The organism is Streptomyces sp. NPDC049040 (assembly GCF_043197715.1).
Lineage (GTDB): Bacteria > Actinomycetota > Actinomycetes > Streptomycetales > Streptomycetaceae > Actinacidiphila.
The window spans coordinates 63,954-79,099 of record NZ_JBICTO010000004.1; the positions used below are offsets into that span (position 1 = coordinate 63,954).

Sequence of the window (15,146 nt, forward strand, 5' to 3'; positions counted from 1 at the left end):
TTCCACCGGTACAGATTCCCGCCCGCGTCAACGGCGACCAGGTCGGCGACACCGTCACCGGTGAAGTCACCCGCAGCGGTCTGCGTGAAGTTCCAGTCGAGGCTGAGCAGCGTCGCCCCGCCGAAGCCCCCGTACCCGTTGCCGTTCCACCGGTACAGATTCCCGCCCGCGTCAACGGCGACCAGGTCGGCGACACCGTCACCGGTGAAGTCACCCGCAGCGGTCTGCGTGAAGTTCCAGCCGGGGGTGAGCAGTTGACGGCCGGCGAACCGACCGTTCCCCTCGCCCGCCCACCGGTACAGGTTCCCCCTCGCGTCCGCCGCGACCAGGTCGGTGCGGCCCGTCCCGGTGAAGTCGCCGGACACGGTCTGCGAGTGGACCAGCCTGACGGTCGGCGGTGGCAGCGGAGCGAGGACCGCGTCCGCCACTGCCAGGCTGCCGGCATCGTTGAGGTGCAGGCCGTCGTCGCCGGTGGCGAAATACCCGGCGAAGAGGTGGGTGGGTGCCAGCGGGTCGCGCGTGGCCAGGTCGAAGTCGACGTAGCGGTCGATGTCAGAGGTCGTACGGATGTAGCTGTTGAGACACTGCCGTACCTCTTCACGGGCCGCCGTGTAGGACCTGTAGCCCCCGAACGGCGGGATGGTGGCCACCGTGAGGCTCAGTCCTGCCGCGTGCGCCCGGGAGGCCAGTTCCTGGATGCCCTCCTCCAGACTCCTGTCGTCCGTTCCGTCCAGCCCGAGGTCGTTGATGCCCTCGTAGAGGATCACGCTCCGGACGTTCGGATGGGACAGCACGTCACGGTCGAAGCGGTGGACCGCGCTCAGCCCTTGCGCGGCGCTCTCCGAAGGGGCATCGGTGAGCAGGCGGTTCCCCGAGATCCCCTCGTTCAGCACACCCATGGCGGGGGTTGTGCGCTGCAGGGCTCTGCCGTAGTCGTCGGTCCAGCGGCGGTTGGTGTTCGCGGTGGTGTGGCCGCTGTCGGTCTGCGAGTCGCCGATGGCGACGACCGTGCCCCCGCTGCCGGCCGCGGTGACGTCGAGTCCGTTGACGTAGGCCCAGTGCGGGAAGGTTCTGGGAAAGTCGGCGTCGCCGGTTTCCGCGGTGCGGTCCGCGGTGTCGCCCGCCGCGGAGGCGTACGACGTGGTCAGGGCGATGCTGTGGTAGGGCGCCGCGGCGACGGCATCGGGCAGATAGATGCTGATCAGCAGGTTCTCGCCGGCCGACACCGCGAACGGGGCCGCGTCGCTGTAGACCCCCCCGCCGGCGGGGATCGTGGTCTGCCTGCCACCGCCGAAGGTCAGCGAGACGGGGACGTCGGCCGCGCCTGCGTCCCGTTTCCCGTTCCCGTTGACCCGCTGCGCGGCGATCGTCGCGTGGCCGATGACGACAGGAGCAGAACTGAAGGTGTTCGCCAGGTGGATGCGGGCGCTGCTGCCGCCGATGCTGCTGTGGATGACCATGCGCAGCGTCTGCTTCCCGGTCACCTCGGACTTGGCGGGAACACCGGCCGAGCCGAAAGCGGTTCCCCAACTGCCGGTCCAGTCCGACGTCGGCGGGCTGGGTCTCGTGGTGGCCGTGAGCGGGGTCGGGAAGGCGCTGCAACCGCTTTGGGCCGCGGTCGCGCCGGCGACCGTGGCCAGTGTCCCGGCAGCCAGTCCGTAGGCGAGGGTGACCGCGACCGCTGCGGTCAACGGGCGCGTCCTGCGTCGCGACCACCACGGCGTCCAGGGGCCACTTCGTTTCACTTTGCTCTCTTCTCGTACGCTGAGTCCGGGTGGTGCCGCCGCTCTACGGCAGGAGCGGTCGGTGTGTCACAGGCCTGCGGCCGCGGGGGTCCTCGTGGTGTTCCGCTCGCGGACGGCCGGGTGCAATCGCGACTCCGCAGCGATGCGCGGCGGGCGCGTATGTTTCGTTCCTCAGGTGGTCGCTACGCGAGGCCGGCGGTCGGCTGGGCCGGGGATGCGGTCATGATCGAGCCGGCCGCCGGGACGCTGAGGGCCCGCATGGCCAGGCCGCGCGGGCACGGCTTTCGATGGTGCACCGACCGGTCGCCACACCGTTTTCGGGGTCATGGCCGGCGACGCGGAGCGTCGCACCGCCCATCACCCGGCATGAACCTGCTGAACGCATGTATCCCCCCAGGACAAGCATGTCGGCAGAAAGCTTACGCACGCGGCCCCTCGGGGAATCGAACGGGATGCTCACCGGTGTATTCGGCGCTGTCGGAGCCTGCCGGTCCGGTCGCTCGCGATGTCCACGAGCCGATGCTGCCAGAGACAACCGCTCACCTGATCACGTAGCCACCCGTTCGGCCGACTCAGGATCGGAACAACCGACTCAGGTGGACTACTCACGTGATGCGGTGGGCCCGAAGTCCATGTGTCCATGGGTCACGACGGGTGAGTCGGTGGGCTTCAGGGCATGGTCTTCGGGTGCAGGACAACATCTTCCTGCCCACGGCGAAGGCCCGGATCCGACGTCGTGGGCACTGGTGCTGCCGCAAGCAGGCCCATGAGGTCCACCGCACCGCCCGGTTGCCTTCCGCGGTGTGGTGAGACCTTGAGGTGTCGTGGTGACCGAACCGGCTCGTCTGCTGACACGAAGCTGCACGACAGGGTCATCAGGTTCGAGGACATCGCAGCCGTCGATCTACGGCGCGGCATGTCCACTGACCGCTTGCTCGTGAAGCGTCATGACGGCACCAGGTGCAAGCTCCTCTGGTTTCGCCGTGACCCCGCCACATCAGTTCTGACTGGTGTGCTCGCCGCCTGGCTGTGACGCCCAGGGCCTGGCCCGCTCACTGGTGCGCTTCTGACGGTGCCTTGCGGGGCATCAGCGCGACGACCGGGAGGCTGAGGGCGGTGACGGCCAGAATGACGACGAGGCAGACCTCCATGGCGTGGCCCAGTCCTGAGTCCGCGGCCTGGAAGAAGATCGACGTGACCATGGCCGAGCCCATCGCCGAAGCGAGTTGCTGGATCGAGCTGAACGAGCCGCTGGCGCTGCCTGCTTCGTCAGGCTTCGCGTCACCGAGTGCGACGACGGGGATCGTGGCGAAGCTGAGGCCGATGCCCGCGCCGATGAGGAAGAAGGCCGGGGCAAGCGCCCAGAGCCCGGCATCCGTCCCGGAGTGGACGACGAGGACCAGTACCCAACCGCAACCGGCGAGGTCGACGGTCAGGCCGATGAAGACGAGCCGGCGACCGAGCTTGGCGACCAGGCCGCCCATGGCGGCGAACCCGGCGGCAACGATCCCGAGGGTGACCGGCAGCAGCCCGAGCGAGGTGTTCCGCGGGCTGACACGCAACCCCTCCTGGAGGAAAAGGGACAGCACGAAGAGCAGTCCCGTCCCGGCGGCGACGGCGACCAGGGACACGAGCATTCCGGAAGTGAAACCCCGGTTCCTCATGAGCGAGGGCTTGACGAGCGGGTGGGCCGCGGTGCGCTGCCGGCGGGCGAAGGCGGCGAGGAAAAGGACGCCGAGGGCGATCGAGACGAATGCGATGGCGCCCCAGCCGTTGCCTGAACCCTCGATCAGCCCGTGGAGCAGCCCGAGCATGCCAACCGCGAGCAGGCCGGAACCCCAGCCGTCCACGACGGTGGACCGGCCGCCGTCGTCGTCCCGCGGCAGGATCCTGGCGGCCACGGCCAGCCCGATGCCGCCGATGACGACGTTGATGAGGAAGATCGGGCGCCAGGACAGACCGAAGAGGTCGGCGCTGATGAGGAAGCCGGCCAGGACCGGGCCGCCGACGCTGGACAGACCGAGAACCGGGCCGAACAGCCCGAAGGCCCTGCCGAGCATCTCCCTGTCGAATGCTTTGGTCATGATCGCCATGCCCTGCGGGATGAGCAGCGCCCCGAATGCTCCCTGGGTGACCCGGGCGGCGATGAGCAGGACCGGGTCCGGTGAGAATCCGGCGCATGCCGAGGCCGCGGTGAACCCGCCCATGCCGATCAGGAAGAGCCTGCGCTGGCCGAACTTGTCACCCAGCCGTCCGCCGACCACCAGCAGGACACCCATGGCGAGCATGTACGCCGGTCCCAGCCACTTGATCAGGCTCTCACCGCCGTGGAGCTCACCGGCGATGGTGGGGGCGGCGATGTTGGTGACTGTTCCGTCGATCACGTCGAGAGCGTCGGCAAGCAGTACCAGCGCCAGGATCGCCCACATCAGGCGGCTGGAGCGTGGTGTGGTGAGCGTGCCCGGCTCGGTCAAGGTAGTCACGGGGAACGGCCTCCTCGGTCCGTCGCAGGCGCCCCTCCCGGGCGGCCTCTCACCCGTACTACGAACGCCTCCCGCCGGATCCGACACCGTCCTCGGAATCTTTTTTCCTGACCTCGGCACGGGTTCGCCCGGCACGCACGGCGGCATGGACGAGCCGACGGTCCGGCGCGCACGCCGCTGCGGTGGGGATCCCGGCTACGGCAACCGGTCCCGGCGGCGGCTCAGGTGGGCCGTCTCAGCGGTGTTGCCCGCCAGCTCGATGGCCTGGTCGTAGGCCGCACGGGACTGCCGGCTGCGGCCCAGCCGGCGCAGCAGGTCGGCGCGGGTGGCGTGGTAGGCGTGATAGCCGGCCAGCCTGTCCGCGAGGCGGTCGACGACCGCGAGGGCCACCTGCGGGCCGTCGAGTTCGGCGAGGGCGACGGCACGGTTGAGGGCGATGATCGGCGAGGGGTCGAGGCGGACGAGCTGGTCGTAGAGGGCGAGGATCTGTGACCAGTCGGTGTCGCGGATGTCCCGGGCGGAGGTGTGCACCGCGTTGATGGCGGCGAGGATCTGGTAGCGGCCCGGTGGCACCCCGGCGGCGGCAGCGGCCAGGCGCTCGCGCACCAGCCGGTGGCCCTCGGCGATCAGCGTCGCGTCCCAGGCCCCGCGGTCCTGCTCGTCGAGGGCCACCAGCTCGCCGTCGGCCGAGACCCGGGCGGGGCGGCGGGCCTCGATGAGCAGCATCAGCGCCAGCAGTCCGGCCACCTCGCCGTCCTGCGGCAGGAGGGCGCGGACCAGGCGGGTCAGCCGGATCGCCTCGACGGTCAGGTCGTGGCGTACGGGAGCGGTGTCGGGACCGGTGGCCAGATAGCCCTCGTTGAAGACGAGATACAAGACGGTGAGCACGCCGGCGACCCGGGCCGGGAGATCCTCGGCGGACGGTACGCGATACGGGACGCGCGCGGCTTTGATCTTGGCCTTCGCCCGGGTGATCCGCTGCCCCATGGCGCTCTCGGCCACCAGGAAGGCGCGGGCGATCTCGGGCACGGTCAGACCGCCGACCAGCCGCAGCGTCAATGCCAGGCGGGCTTCCCTCGCGAGCGCCGGGTGACAGCAGGTGAAGATGAGCCGGAGCCGGTCGTCCCCGATGGCGCCGAGAGGCTCGGGCGGGGTGTCGTCGTGCACCATCCGAGCCTCCTTGTGCTTGGCGTCGCGCTTGTTCTCGCGGCGGATCCGGTCGATGGCCTTGCGGTTGGCGGTGACGGTCAGCCAGGCCCCTGGGCTGGGGGGCACGCCGTCGGCCGGCCACCGCTCGACGGCGGTCGCGAAAGCCTCGGCTGCCGCCTCCTCGGCGATGTCGAGGTCACCGAAGCGCCTGGTCAGGGCGGCGACCACCCGTGCCCACTCCTCGTGGTGGGCGCGGGTGACCGCCTCACGGACGTCGACCGTCTTCACTGGAACGACCGCACCTCGACCTTGCGATTGCAGGCCTTCGATCCGCCGGCGGCGAGTTCGAGCGCCACGTCGAGGTCCGCGGCCTCGATGATCCAGAAGCCGGCGAGGTACTCCTTGGACTCCACGAAGGGCCCGTCGGTGAACAGCGCTTCCCCGCCCCGGTTGTCGATGACGGTGGCCGTGTCGGGAGCGGCGAGGCCGCCCGCGAAGACCCAGTGGCCCTTGTCCCGCAGCTGCTCGTTGAACACGTCGATGGCTGCGTCCTCTTCCGGAGTGGCGAGGCCGGCCTGGTCGTGGATCACGGAAATCAGGTACTGCACCTGTCGATCATCTCCTGTGGCGTCACAACAGTCGTGGGCTGCCGGCCGGGGGCTCCAGGGCGCTGGATCCCGCGGGCACCCGGCCGCCGGGCCTGGATCATCACACCCTTCCAGGCCACCCGCGACTCGCCCAGGTCATCCTCCTGGTCCGCTGCACGAGGATCGGCTCGCGGCACAATGGCCCGATGGTGCATATTCCCTCCCGTGCGGTCGGGGGTTCCTCGCTCTCGCTGTGGTCGAAGGACTCGTTCCTGTCCATCGGCTCCGTGGGGTCCGTGCTGTCCATCGGTTCGGTCGGCAGCGCCCTGTCCATCGGGTCCATCGGCTCCTCGATGTCCGTCGGCTCGATCGGCTCCGCCATGTCCCTGGTGTCGCTGGGGTCCATTCAGAGCACGGCAAGCGCGCTGTCCATCCAGGGCCGCCGCTCGGTGATGGCCGTCGGCCCGTACCGCCTGATCAGCTCGCGCGGCACGGTCGCGCTGCTCGGATCGGGCGCACTCGCGCTCGCCGGCGCGCTCGCCCTGCGCACACGCATCAGGCGATGACCGGTCCGGCTGCCACACCTCTCGGCTCCGAGGGGACAGGGCTTCGATCCTCGCGGCGACGGGTGAGCTCTGCCCGGACTCGGCCCGTCCCCGCGGATGCCCGGCCACCTGCGGGAAGCGCCCGGCGCGTCCGTGCAGGCAGTCACCTGCGCCGGGAATCAAACCCGGCCGCCGGACGCTGTGGGGTGGCGTGAAGAAGATTGGATTCCTCTCGTTCGGGCACTGGTCGCCGAATGCGCACTCGGAGACCCGGTCCGCCGCCGACTTCCTGCACCAGTCCATCGACCTCGCCGTCGCCGCGGAGGAGATCGGAGTGGACGGGGCGTACTTCCGCGTGCACCATTTCGCGCGGCAGGCGGGCAGCCCGTTCCCGCTGCTCTCGGCCATCGGCGCCAGGACATCGAGGATCGAGATCGGCACCGGCGTGATCGACATGCGCTACGAGAACCCGCTGTACATGAGTGAGGAGGCGGGCGCCGCCGACCTCATCTCCGGCGGCAGGCTGCAGCTCGGCATCAGCCGCGGATCACCGGAGCAGGTGGTCGACGGCTGGCGCTATTTCGGCTACGCGCCCGCCGAGGGCGAGACGGACGCCGACATGGCCCGCCGGCACGCGGAGGCCTTCCTCGAGGTGCTCAAGGGCGAGGGCTTCGCACAGCCGAACCCCAGGCCGATGTTCCCCAACCCGCCGGGGCTGCTGCGCGTCGAGCCGCACTCCGCGGGGCTGCGCGAGCGGATCTGGTGGGGCTCGGGCTCGAACGCGACGGCGGTCTGGGCCGCGCGGCAGGGCATGAATTTGCAGAGCTCCACGCTGAAGGACGACGAGACAGGCGAGCCGCTCCACGTCCAGCAGCGCAAGCAGATCGAGGCCTACCGCGAGGCGTACAAGGAGGCGGGCCACACCCGCGAGCCGCGCGTGTCGGTCAGCCGGAGCATCTTCGCCCTCACCGATGACACGGACCGGGCCTACTTCGGCCGCGACCGCGACTCGCGCGACCAGGTCGGCATGATCGACGACAACACCAGGGCGATCTTCGGACGCTCCTACGCCGCCGAGCCGGACGCGCTGGTGGAGCTCTTGCGTGAGGACGAGGCGATCCAGGCCGCGGACACCCTGCTGCTGACGGTCCCCAACCAGCTCGGGGTCGACTACAACGTCCATGTGCTGGAGAGCATCCTCACCCACGTGGCGCCGGAGCTCGGCTGGCGGTGAACGCCGCGCCGTCCCCGGGCGCTCGCCCTTACGGCGGGCGCCGGGGACGGACGGATCCGTCGGGCTCCACGGGCGGCGGGGCGCCCCGCGCGTCACCGCGCCCGCTGGCGGCCCGCGCCGTCGCGCGGGAGTGCAGGGCTCATGTGCCGGCCGCGGCTGTGCGGGGGCCGGTCGGCGTGGAGGTGTCGCGCAGTGCTGCCGTGGTGACGCCCACGGCAGCGACGGCGCCGAGGCACAGCAGGCCGCCGCTGACGAGGGCTGCCGCACCCGATGTGGCGCCTGCGACCAGGCCGCCGCGCATGTTGCCGATGTCGGGGCCCGCCTGCCCGACGATCTGTTCCGCCGCGCTGACCCGGCCGAGCAGGTCGTTCGGGGTGTGCATCTGGACGACGGTGCTCCGGGAGATCACGGAGACGGTGTCGGCGGCGCCGGCCACGGTCAGGAAGGCCAAACCGGCCCACGGGTTGGTCGAGAAGCCGAAAAGCGTCAGCGCCGCGCCCCAGGTGGCGGATCCGCCGAGCATGGCCAGACCGGGGCGGGGGAAACGGGTGAAGGTCCCGGAGAAGATCGACGCGGCGACGCCGCCGACGGCGATGGCGGTGAGGAACAGTCCCAGGGTGCGGGGGGTGCCGCCGAATCGCTCGGCGTTGATCAGGGGGAACAGGCTGATGGGCATCGACAGCACGGTCGTGGCCAGGTCCGTGAGCAGTGCCCCGCGAACGGCGGGGGTGCGGCCCAGGAAGGCAAGACCGTCCAGTACTCCGCGCAGGCCGGGCCGCGCGGGCTCGTCCCCTGGGCCCATCCGCGGCAGGCCGAGCGCACCGTGGAGCGCGGCGGCGAAGGTCGCCGCGTCGATCAGGTAGCAGGCGCCGACTCCCAGCGCGCCCACGATCAGTCCGCCCAGGACGGGGCCGAGCAGCATGGCGCCCTGGAAGGCGATGCGTCTCAGTGCCAGACCTGCGGCCAGCTGGTGCCCGGGCAGAAGGTGCGGCACGAAGGTGCGCGAGGCGGGGCCGCCGCCCGCGCCGAAGCAGGACTGGAGTGCGACCAGCACCAGTACGCCGGCAGCGGAAGCGTGCCCGGGCAAGCCCTGGAGTGCGAGGAGAAGTGAGCACAGGGCCTGTCCTGCGGTCGCGAGCAGATAGAGCCTCCTGCGGTCCACGCGGTCGACGAGCGAACCGGCGAACAGGCCCAGGACGACCAGGGGAATCGCCTGTGCCAGCCCGACGGCGCCTGTCCACGTGGCGCTCTTCGTCGTCTGCCAGACCTGGAACATGACGGCGACGAGCGTCATCTGGGCGCCGAATCCGGAGAGGGTCTGGCCGAGCCACAAGCGCCGGAATCGAGGTGAGGACCGTAGTGGAGACACGTCGATCAGCGTGGGCCTCAGCCCCATGCGGGGTCCTCTGCCAGCTTCTCGGCGATCCGGGCGTGGAAACTCCTGCGCTCCAGAGCCTGTTCGATGTCGGTGACGGCCTGGGAGAGCGGGTAGGGGATCTCGGCCTCCAGCTCGGCCAAGGCGGCCTCGGTGGCCCGCCATTCAGCCGCGAGGCGGTCGACGACGTCACGCGCCTTGTCGGTGAGTGTCACCTTCTTGGTCCGGGCGTCGTCGCCCACGACGGTCAGGACCCAGCCGGCCTTGCGCATCGCGGCGACCTTCTGGCTGAGCGCCGAGTGCGTGCGCTGGACCGACTCGGCCAGTTCCGCGATGGTCATGGGGCCGCAGGCGTGGAGTCGGAGCAGCTCCATGGCGAAGCTGGGCTTGAGCCCGTCGATCTGCTGCTCGCGGTGGACCTCGGCGATCTCGGCGTCCATTGCTGCCTGGAGCAGGCGCAGGGGGCGCCAGAGGCTCTGCCGCGTCGGGTCGGGTGTGTGGGGGTCGGCCATGACAAGAATCGTAACAGTGCTTACATAAGTACTGTTACTTCGAGGATGCCGGCGCCGGACGCGCCGGGCACGCGCGAGCCGCCACCCGGTCGATCGCCGAATCCGGGGAGCACCTCGTACAGGCCGTCACCTGAGGACGGCGTCGCACTTGAGGGGCTTGAAGTCCTCGTCGACGAGGCAGACACCGACCCAGGCCGCGCCGCCTGCCACCTCGGCCCCCACGGTGAGGGTGAACTTCTCTGACGCACCGCAGACAAACGGAGTCCCGGACGTCCCCAGCGGGTTGTCGTGTGAGTCGTAGGTGTCCGCCACTGTCGCACGACATCCGCTGGAAGCCACGGCCTTCTGCTCCCCGACCAGGCCCACCGCCCGGTTGTAGAAGGTCGCCGTGCCCTTTGTGTAAGTGGCGCCGTAGGGCGCGTCGAACGGGCCACTGGGGTACGTCGCCGCCTGGGCGACGACCGCGCCGGGTGAAAGGAGCCATCCGGCGCACAGACTGGCGGCAACGAGGCCGATCCCGGCCCTGATTCGCACAATGCCCTCCCTGGGGCAGGAAGTGAGGTGCGGACAGGCCCGGATGCACTCGCGCGAGCCGGTCCACTTTGCCAGGCTTTCTACCCCGCCCAAGCCGAATCCAGTCATATCCGGCGTTGGGGTGCCTGCACACCAGTGTGCGAACCAGGCCTCACCAGAACCACGGTTCGCGAAGAAGTGACTCAGCCATGGGACCCGTCACGCGTCCGATCCGGCTGCCGTCACCTGTGGGGCGGCCCCCATGGGCACGTGTCGGCGGATCCGGATCCGCCGAACCGCGCTCGACCGTACGGCTGGTGGAGCACCATGGGCACAGCGGCGGGAGGCGGGGGGCCATGGACCAGGACGGCGTGGAATTGTCGCGAGCGATACGAGCGGTCCGCGACGGCTTGCTGGCGGCCCAGCACGAAGGCGAGGCCTCCGCGCTCCGGTTCACCGTGCGCGACGTGACGTTGGACCTCGCGATCGAGGTGCGCGACGCCACCACCACCGGCGGCGGGGTGAGAGCGTTCGTCCTGTCGGCCGACGCGAAGGGCGAGCGGTCCTCGGCTCGCACCAGCCGGCTGACCGTCACCCTGGCGGTCGCCGGCACCGGATCCGGCGGTGACATCCTCATCGGCGACGATCTCGCGGACGCCGATCCGCCCGGCGCCGACCTCCCCCTGGCGTGACCGGGCACCGCCGATGACGTCCGCCGCGTGGACCCGCGCGGTGGTGGTGGGCGGCGACGGGGGCAGGGTCGGGTCGGGATGCGCGGTGGCGCCCGGACTTGTCCTGACGGCGCGCCATGTCGTCGTGCGGCCGGGCGGCGACAGGCCCGCCCAGGTGTCCGTACGTCTCATCGACGGCGACGGCCCGGCGCCGGCCGAGATCGCGTGGGACGGCGGTCCAGGACTGGACGCGGTGCTGCTGCGCTGCGATCCGAGGGTGCTGGGGCAGGGTTTCGCGCCCGTGTCCTGGGGTGAACTCACCTGCGACCGCCCGACAACCATGCCGCGCTGCCGGGCCGTGGGGTTTCCCCGCGTCCTCGTGCGCGACCGCGTACGGGATTCGGAGCAGGTGGTCGGGCACGTCGATCCCGCCACCGGGCTGCTGGGGGACCACCTTCTGCTGGAATTGCTCAACCCCGTCCCCGCGCAGGTGTCGGCGACATCGCCCTGGAGCGGAATGTCCGGCGCGGCAGTCTTCTGCCACCGCGGCCTCATCGGGATGGTGCGCGCCGTCCCGGCCGGCTGGCAGGGGGACGTCCTGCAGGTGCTGCCGGCCCGCCGGCTGCTGCGCGCGCCCGGTTTCGCGACGGCGTTGGCCGACGTCACGGGCAGCAGGCCCGCTCTGGTCTCCGCCGACCAGGGCGTGGTCTTCGACGACACGCCCGAGCCGCGGCTCTCGCCCTCCTACCTGCTCTCCCCCCGTGCCGAGGTGGTCCCCTTCACCGGCCGCGAGCGGGAGGTCGCGCTCCTGACCGACTGGTGCCACGCGGACAGGACCGTCGATGTCGCGGTCGTGCACGGCCCGGGCGGCACGGGGAAGACCCGCCTGGCCACCGAGATCGCCCGGCGGCTGGCCAGTGATCCCTCAGGCGGCCCCGCCCGGCCCTTCGGCGCACCCTGGACGGCGGGTTTCGTCTCCGACCGCCCGGTGCAGCAACCGCCCGACTACGCGATGCTCGCCGCGAACATGCGCCCGCTGCTCCTGGTGGTCGACTACGCAGAGACCCGGCCCGATCAGGTGGACCGGATCCTGGACGGACTGCGCACGATGCGCCCTCCCGACCAGCGTGTGCGTGTCCTGCTGCTGGCCCGATCGCTCCGCGGCTGGTGGCCGGGACTACGGTCGGCGCATCAGGGGACGACGCTGATGGGCCGCGGACTCTCGGTCGAACTCGGCCCGGCGGAAGCGGACTTCGCCGGCGCCCTCGCCGCCTTCCGGCAACGCGTCCACCGGCTGCGCGCCCCGGTCGCACTGACAGCGGGACCGGGCGCGGCGGCCGAGCCGCAAGCACCGGAGCCGGCTTCCGGCCAGGAACACGACCTGCTCGGCGTCCACATGGCCGCGCTGGCACGGGCGTTGCGTGAGGCACCCGAGGCCTCCGGCAACGGGGGGCGCCCTGTCGAGGTACTGCTCGCGCACGAACAGCGCTACTGGAACCGCGTGATGCGCACGTACGGACTGGAGATGATGGTCGCCGGACAACCCGAACTGCTCCGGCTGCTGGTCGCCGTGCAACGGCTGGCCGGCGCCGCCACCCGACGCGAGGCCCTGGGAGTGATCACCACGGCCATGGCCGTCCACACCCGGGACCACCCCGCCCCCGAGCCGCTTGACGCCGAACGCTCGCTTCGGCTCGAGCTCGCGCTCACCGACCTGTATCCCTCCCCCGACGGCGCCCGGTGGGGCGCGATGGGCCCCGACGTCCTGGGGGCCGAACTGATCGCCGTGGCGCACACCGACAGCGAGGGGAGTCTGATCGCTCACGTGCTGCGCAGTCCGCAACTGAGCGCCGAGCAGGTCCGGCACGCCCGTGCCACCATCGACCGGGTAGGCCAGTGGCACCCGGGGCTGCTGCGGGCCGCCGCCCCGCCGGAGATCGGCGGATCCGGGCACGCACCCGTGGACAGCGCTCCCGGGGTGCCCGACCCGTGGTGGTGGCGCTCGGAATGAGCGCCCGCGCCGGTCATGGCAGCAGTGGTGTGGTGTCGTCCAGTTGGGCCGCCCGCCGACCGCGGCCGAACAGGTCGTGGACGCGTAGCCGCGTCTCCTCCTCGATGGCCGGTGCGGACCTTACCCGACCGTCCGTCAGCAGGTCCGCGATCCGCTCGACGGCGCTGAGCATGCTGTGGGAAACCCCCGCCTGCTCAGCGAAGAGCGCCGGCATCTCCTGGTAGGAGTAGAAGGGGGATTCGGGCAACTCGGCGCAGCCCCAGTAGTGCACCCGCTCCTCGTGGGTCATCCCCGGCGGAAGGCCCTCGAACGCCCGCTGCGCCAGGCTGCGCATCTCGTCGACCAGTTCCTTCTCCCCGCTGTCCACCCGGGTCAGCACGGGGAGGATGCGTATCCGGTGCCCCAGCGGCCCCTCGGCGACCCGCCGGGCGATCGCGCCGCCCGCCACGATGCTCGGGGGGTGCAGGCCGAGGCAGAAGATCAGGTCGTCCGGCATCTGCAGGGCGCAGACGAATGCCGAGGGACCCATGCCGGGGCCGGTGTCGATGAGGACGTAGTCGTAGCGCTCGGCCATGTCGGCACGCAGTTCGCGCAGGAACGCCCCGCCGTTCTGCCACCGGAAGAACGCATCCCAGTCCAGCGCTGCGACACGGTCGATGTAGTCCCCGTCCTGCGCTCCCGCGTGGAGCAGGTCGAGGCCTCCGCCGCGGGCGGCCAGCGGCCACCGGAGCGGCACCGCGTACGGCGCCACGGTGACACGGACCGGCGGGGCGCCCACGACCGTACGGCTCTGATGATCGGTGATCATGTCGATCACCCCAGGAGCCGTACGCAGTTCTGCGGTCTCCAGGAAGGGGTGGAAGAAGCGGTGCAGGCCTGGCGCCTCCAGGTCCCAGTCCACCATCAGGACCCGCAGCCCGTTCGCGGCCAGCAGCGAGGCGAGGTTCACGAGCGCGAGCGAGCGGCCCACCCCGCGCAGGTAGCCGTAGAAGGCGATGATCCGTCCCGGGGGGCCTGCCATGGGTCCATTGTGCCGCGGGGCAGTCGATCCGACATGGGCGACGCCTGAGGACCTCCGATCGGGTGGGCTCGTCCGGGGAGGTCGCACAGTCGTCTCAGGCGCCGTGCCGCAGGTTCGGAAAAGGGTATTTCGGCCAGTATGCGATAGTTTGCCGACACGGGACATGGACACCAGGAGGACGCATCGGTGGAGGGAATCCGCCGCACGCCGGCGAAGACTTTCGGGACGCTGGCCGCCCTCGTCCTCGCCACCGGCGCGCTGCTGACCACGTTCGCGCCCCAGCCGTACATCGGGCTGCCCCTGCTGGCGGCTTCCCCGCTGATCGCCGGGGCGATGCTGTCGTTCCGCGTCACGGCGGGCTTCGTGTGCGCGTCCACCCTGGTTTCCGTGGCCCTGGACTCCTACCGGGAGCGGCCGGCGTCAGCGCTCTTCGTCGACCTGGCGCTCATCGCCCTGATCGGGGTCCTGGCCCTGGCGGTGAATGTGCTGATGGCGCGCCAGGGACGGGATCTCGCGCGGTCCAGGGACATCGCGGAGGCCGTCCAGATGGCAGTCCTGCCGCAACCCTCCACTCGTGTAGGACCGCTGGTCGTCGCCGCCGGCTACGTCGCCGCCCAGGCCGAGGCCCGGATCGGCGGCGACCTGTTCGCGGTGCACGACACCCCGTTCGGCGTCCGCATGATCATCGGGGACGTGCGCGGGAAGGGGCTCCAGGCCATCGCCTCGGTGTCGGTGGCGATCGGCGCCTTCCGCCAGGAAGCGGAGTACGCCGATGACCTGCCCACCCTGGCGACGCGGATGGACGAAGCGCTGTCCAGGGGCGCGGGACACGGCCTTTCGAGCGGCGGTTCCACCGAGGACTTCACCACGGCCGTGCTGGCGGAGGTGTCCGGCGGAGGTGACACGCTGCGGCTGGTCAACCGCGGGCATCCGGCGCCGTACCTGGTCCATGAAGGGCGGCTGAAGCGGCTCGACCCGAGCGTCGCCCAATTGCCGCTGGGCATGGGGCTGTCCGGGATCGCGCCCCGGTCCGGCACCGGCGCTCCCCCGTCCGACGTCCTCTCCTTCCCGGTCGGGGCCCTGCTGCTCCTCATCACCGACGGTGTCACCGAGGCGCGCAACCAGGAGGGAGTCTTCTACGACCCCGTCGCGTCCCGACTGGTCGGACGGCGTTTCTCCAGCCCCGAATCCCTGGTCAGCGCCCTGACCGCGGATGTCCACCGCTGGGTGGAGGGCGGGCAGCAGGACGACATGGCCATCCTTGCCGTCGCCCGGGCCGACCCCGCCGGATGAACCGGCA

Annotated in this window: 13 protein-coding genes; 5 read left to right on the forward strand and 8 right to left on the reverse strand. The window is 71.0% G+C overall.

Annotated features, from left to right (window positions below; translation table 11 throughout):
* From ACGFMP_RS12880 to ACGFMP_RS12895, 4 genes are all read right to left on the reverse strand, one after another.
* Window positions 1-1,691: GDSL-type esterase/lipase family protein (locus ACGFMP_RS12880; protein ID WP_393672221.1), on the reverse strand; the 1,691-nt coding region annotated here is incomplete at its 3' end.
* A 1,106-nt stretch (window positions 1,692-2,797) separates the two neighbouring features.
* Window positions 2,798-4,228, reverse strand: a complete 1,431-nt coding sequence (locus ACGFMP_RS12885) for an MFS transporter (protein WP_393672223.1) — start codon at window positions 4,226-4,228, stop codon at window positions 2,798-2,800.
* 195 nt (window positions 4,229-4,423) lie between these two features.
* Window positions 4,424-5,665, reverse strand: coding sequence for an RNA polymerase sigma factor (locus ACGFMP_RS12890; protein WP_393672225.1), 1,242 nt, complete (start codon window positions 5,663-5,665; stop codon window positions 4,424-4,426).
* Window positions 5,662-5,985, reverse strand: coding sequence for a YciI family protein (locus ACGFMP_RS12895; RefSeq protein WP_393672226.1), 324 nt, complete (start codon window positions 5,983-5,985; stop codon window positions 5,662-5,664). The genes ACGFMP_RS12890 and ACGFMP_RS12895 overlap by 4 nt, the downstream gene beginning before the upstream one ends.
* A 185-nt stretch (window positions 5,986-6,170) precedes the next feature.
* Between ACGFMP_RS12895 and ACGFMP_RS12900 the strand changes: the two genes are divergently transcribed.
* Both ACGFMP_RS12900 and ACGFMP_RS12905 read left to right on the forward strand, forming a co-directional pair.
* Window positions 6,171-6,530 (forward strand): hypothetical protein, encoded by a 360-nt coding sequence (locus ACGFMP_RS12900; protein WP_393672228.1) that lies wholly within the window; start codon window positions 6,171-6,173, stop codon window positions 6,528-6,530.
* 190 nt (window positions 6,531-6,720) lie between these two features.
* Window positions 6,721-7,743: an LLM class flavin-dependent oxidoreductase gene (locus ACGFMP_RS12905; RefSeq protein WP_393672229.1), complete on the forward strand. Its 1,023-nt coding sequence runs from the start codon at window positions 6,721-6,723 to the stop codon at window positions 7,741-7,743.
* Window positions 7,744-7,882: 139 nt separating this feature from the next.
* Here the strand turns inward: ACGFMP_RS12905 and ACGFMP_RS12910 are convergent, their stop codons facing one another.
* The 3 genes from ACGFMP_RS12910 to ACGFMP_RS12920 form a co-directional block, all read right to left on the reverse strand.
* Complete coding sequence (locus ACGFMP_RS12910; protein ID WP_393672230.1) at window positions 7,883-9,139, reverse strand: MFS transporter; 1,257 nt, start codon at window positions 9,137-9,139, stop codon at window positions 7,883-7,885.
* A complete protein-coding gene (locus tag ACGFMP_RS12915) occupies window positions 9,130-9,630 on the reverse strand; it encodes a MarR family winged helix-turn-helix transcriptional regulator (RefSeq protein ID WP_393672231.1) in 501 nt (166 codons plus the stop codon). Before ACGFMP_RS12915 ends, ACGFMP_RS12910 begins: the two co-directional genes overlap by 10 nt.
* A gap of 126 nt (window positions 9,631-9,756) precedes the next feature.
* Window positions 9,757-10,164 (reverse strand): hypothetical protein, encoded by a 408-nt coding sequence (locus ACGFMP_RS12920; protein ID WP_393672233.1) that lies wholly within the window; start codon window positions 10,162-10,164, stop codon window positions 9,757-9,759.
* A gap of 335 nt (window positions 10,165-10,499) precedes the next feature.
* On the opposite strand from ACGFMP_RS12920, the gene ACGFMP_RS12925 reads away from it, so the two are divergent.
* Together ACGFMP_RS12925 and ACGFMP_RS12930 are read left to right on the forward strand one after the other, a co-directional pair.
* Complete coding sequence (locus tag ACGFMP_RS12925; protein WP_393672234.1) at window positions 10,500-10,835, forward strand: trypco2 family protein; 336 nt, start codon at window positions 10,500-10,502, stop codon at window positions 10,833-10,835.
* Window positions 10,836-10,848: 13 nt separating this feature from the next.
* Window positions 10,849-12,825 carry a trypsin-like peptidase domain-containing protein gene (locus ACGFMP_RS12930; protein ID WP_393672235.1) on the forward strand — a complete coding sequence of 659 codons (1,977 nt, stop codon included), beginning with the start codon at window positions 10,849-10,851 and terminating at the stop codon, window positions 12,823-12,825.
* A 13-nt stretch (window positions 12,826-12,838) separates the two neighbouring features.
* Here ACGFMP_RS12930 and ACGFMP_RS12935 read toward each other — a convergent pair whose 3' ends face one another.
* Complete coding sequence (locus ACGFMP_RS12935) at window positions 12,839-13,846, reverse strand: MinD/ParA family protein (protein ID WP_393672236.1); 1,008 nt, start codon at window positions 13,844-13,846, stop codon at window positions 12,839-12,841.
* Between the two features lie 186 nt (window positions 13,847-14,032).
* Between ACGFMP_RS12935 and ACGFMP_RS12940 the strand changes: the two genes are divergently transcribed.
* Entirely contained in the window at window positions 14,033-15,139 is a 1,107-nt protein-coding gene (locus tag ACGFMP_RS12940) for a PP2C family protein-serine/threonine phosphatase (protein WP_393672237.1), read from the forward strand.
* Window positions 15,140-15,146 lie beyond the last annotated feature (7 nt).

Excerpts from the sequence above, each read along its gene's own strand:
- ACGFMP_RS12900 (WP_393672228.1), top strand. The coding sequence starts at position 6,171 with ATGGTGCATATTCCCTCCCGTGCGGTCGGGGGTTCCTCGCTCTCGCTG.
- ACGFMP_RS12910 (WP_393672230.1), bottom strand. The coding sequence starts at position 9,139 with ATGGGGCTGAGGCCCACGCTGATCGACGTGTCTCCACTACGGTCCTCA.
- ACGFMP_RS12915 (WP_393672231.1), bottom strand. The coding sequence starts at position 9,630 with ATGGCCGACCCCCACACACCCGACCCGACGCGGCAGAGCCTCTGGCGC.
- ACGFMP_RS12925 (WP_393672234.1), top strand. The coding sequence starts at position 10,500 with ATGGACCAGGACGGCGTGGAATTGTCGCGAGCGATACGAGCGGTCCGC.
- ACGFMP_RS12930 (WP_393672235.1), top strand. The coding sequence starts at position 10,849 with ATGACGTCCGCCGCGTGGACCCGCGCGGTGGTGGTGGGCGGCGACGGG.
- ACGFMP_RS12935 (WP_393672236.1), bottom strand. The coding sequence starts at position 13,846 with ATGGCAGGCCCCCCGGGACGGATCATCGCCTTCTACGGCTACCTGCGC.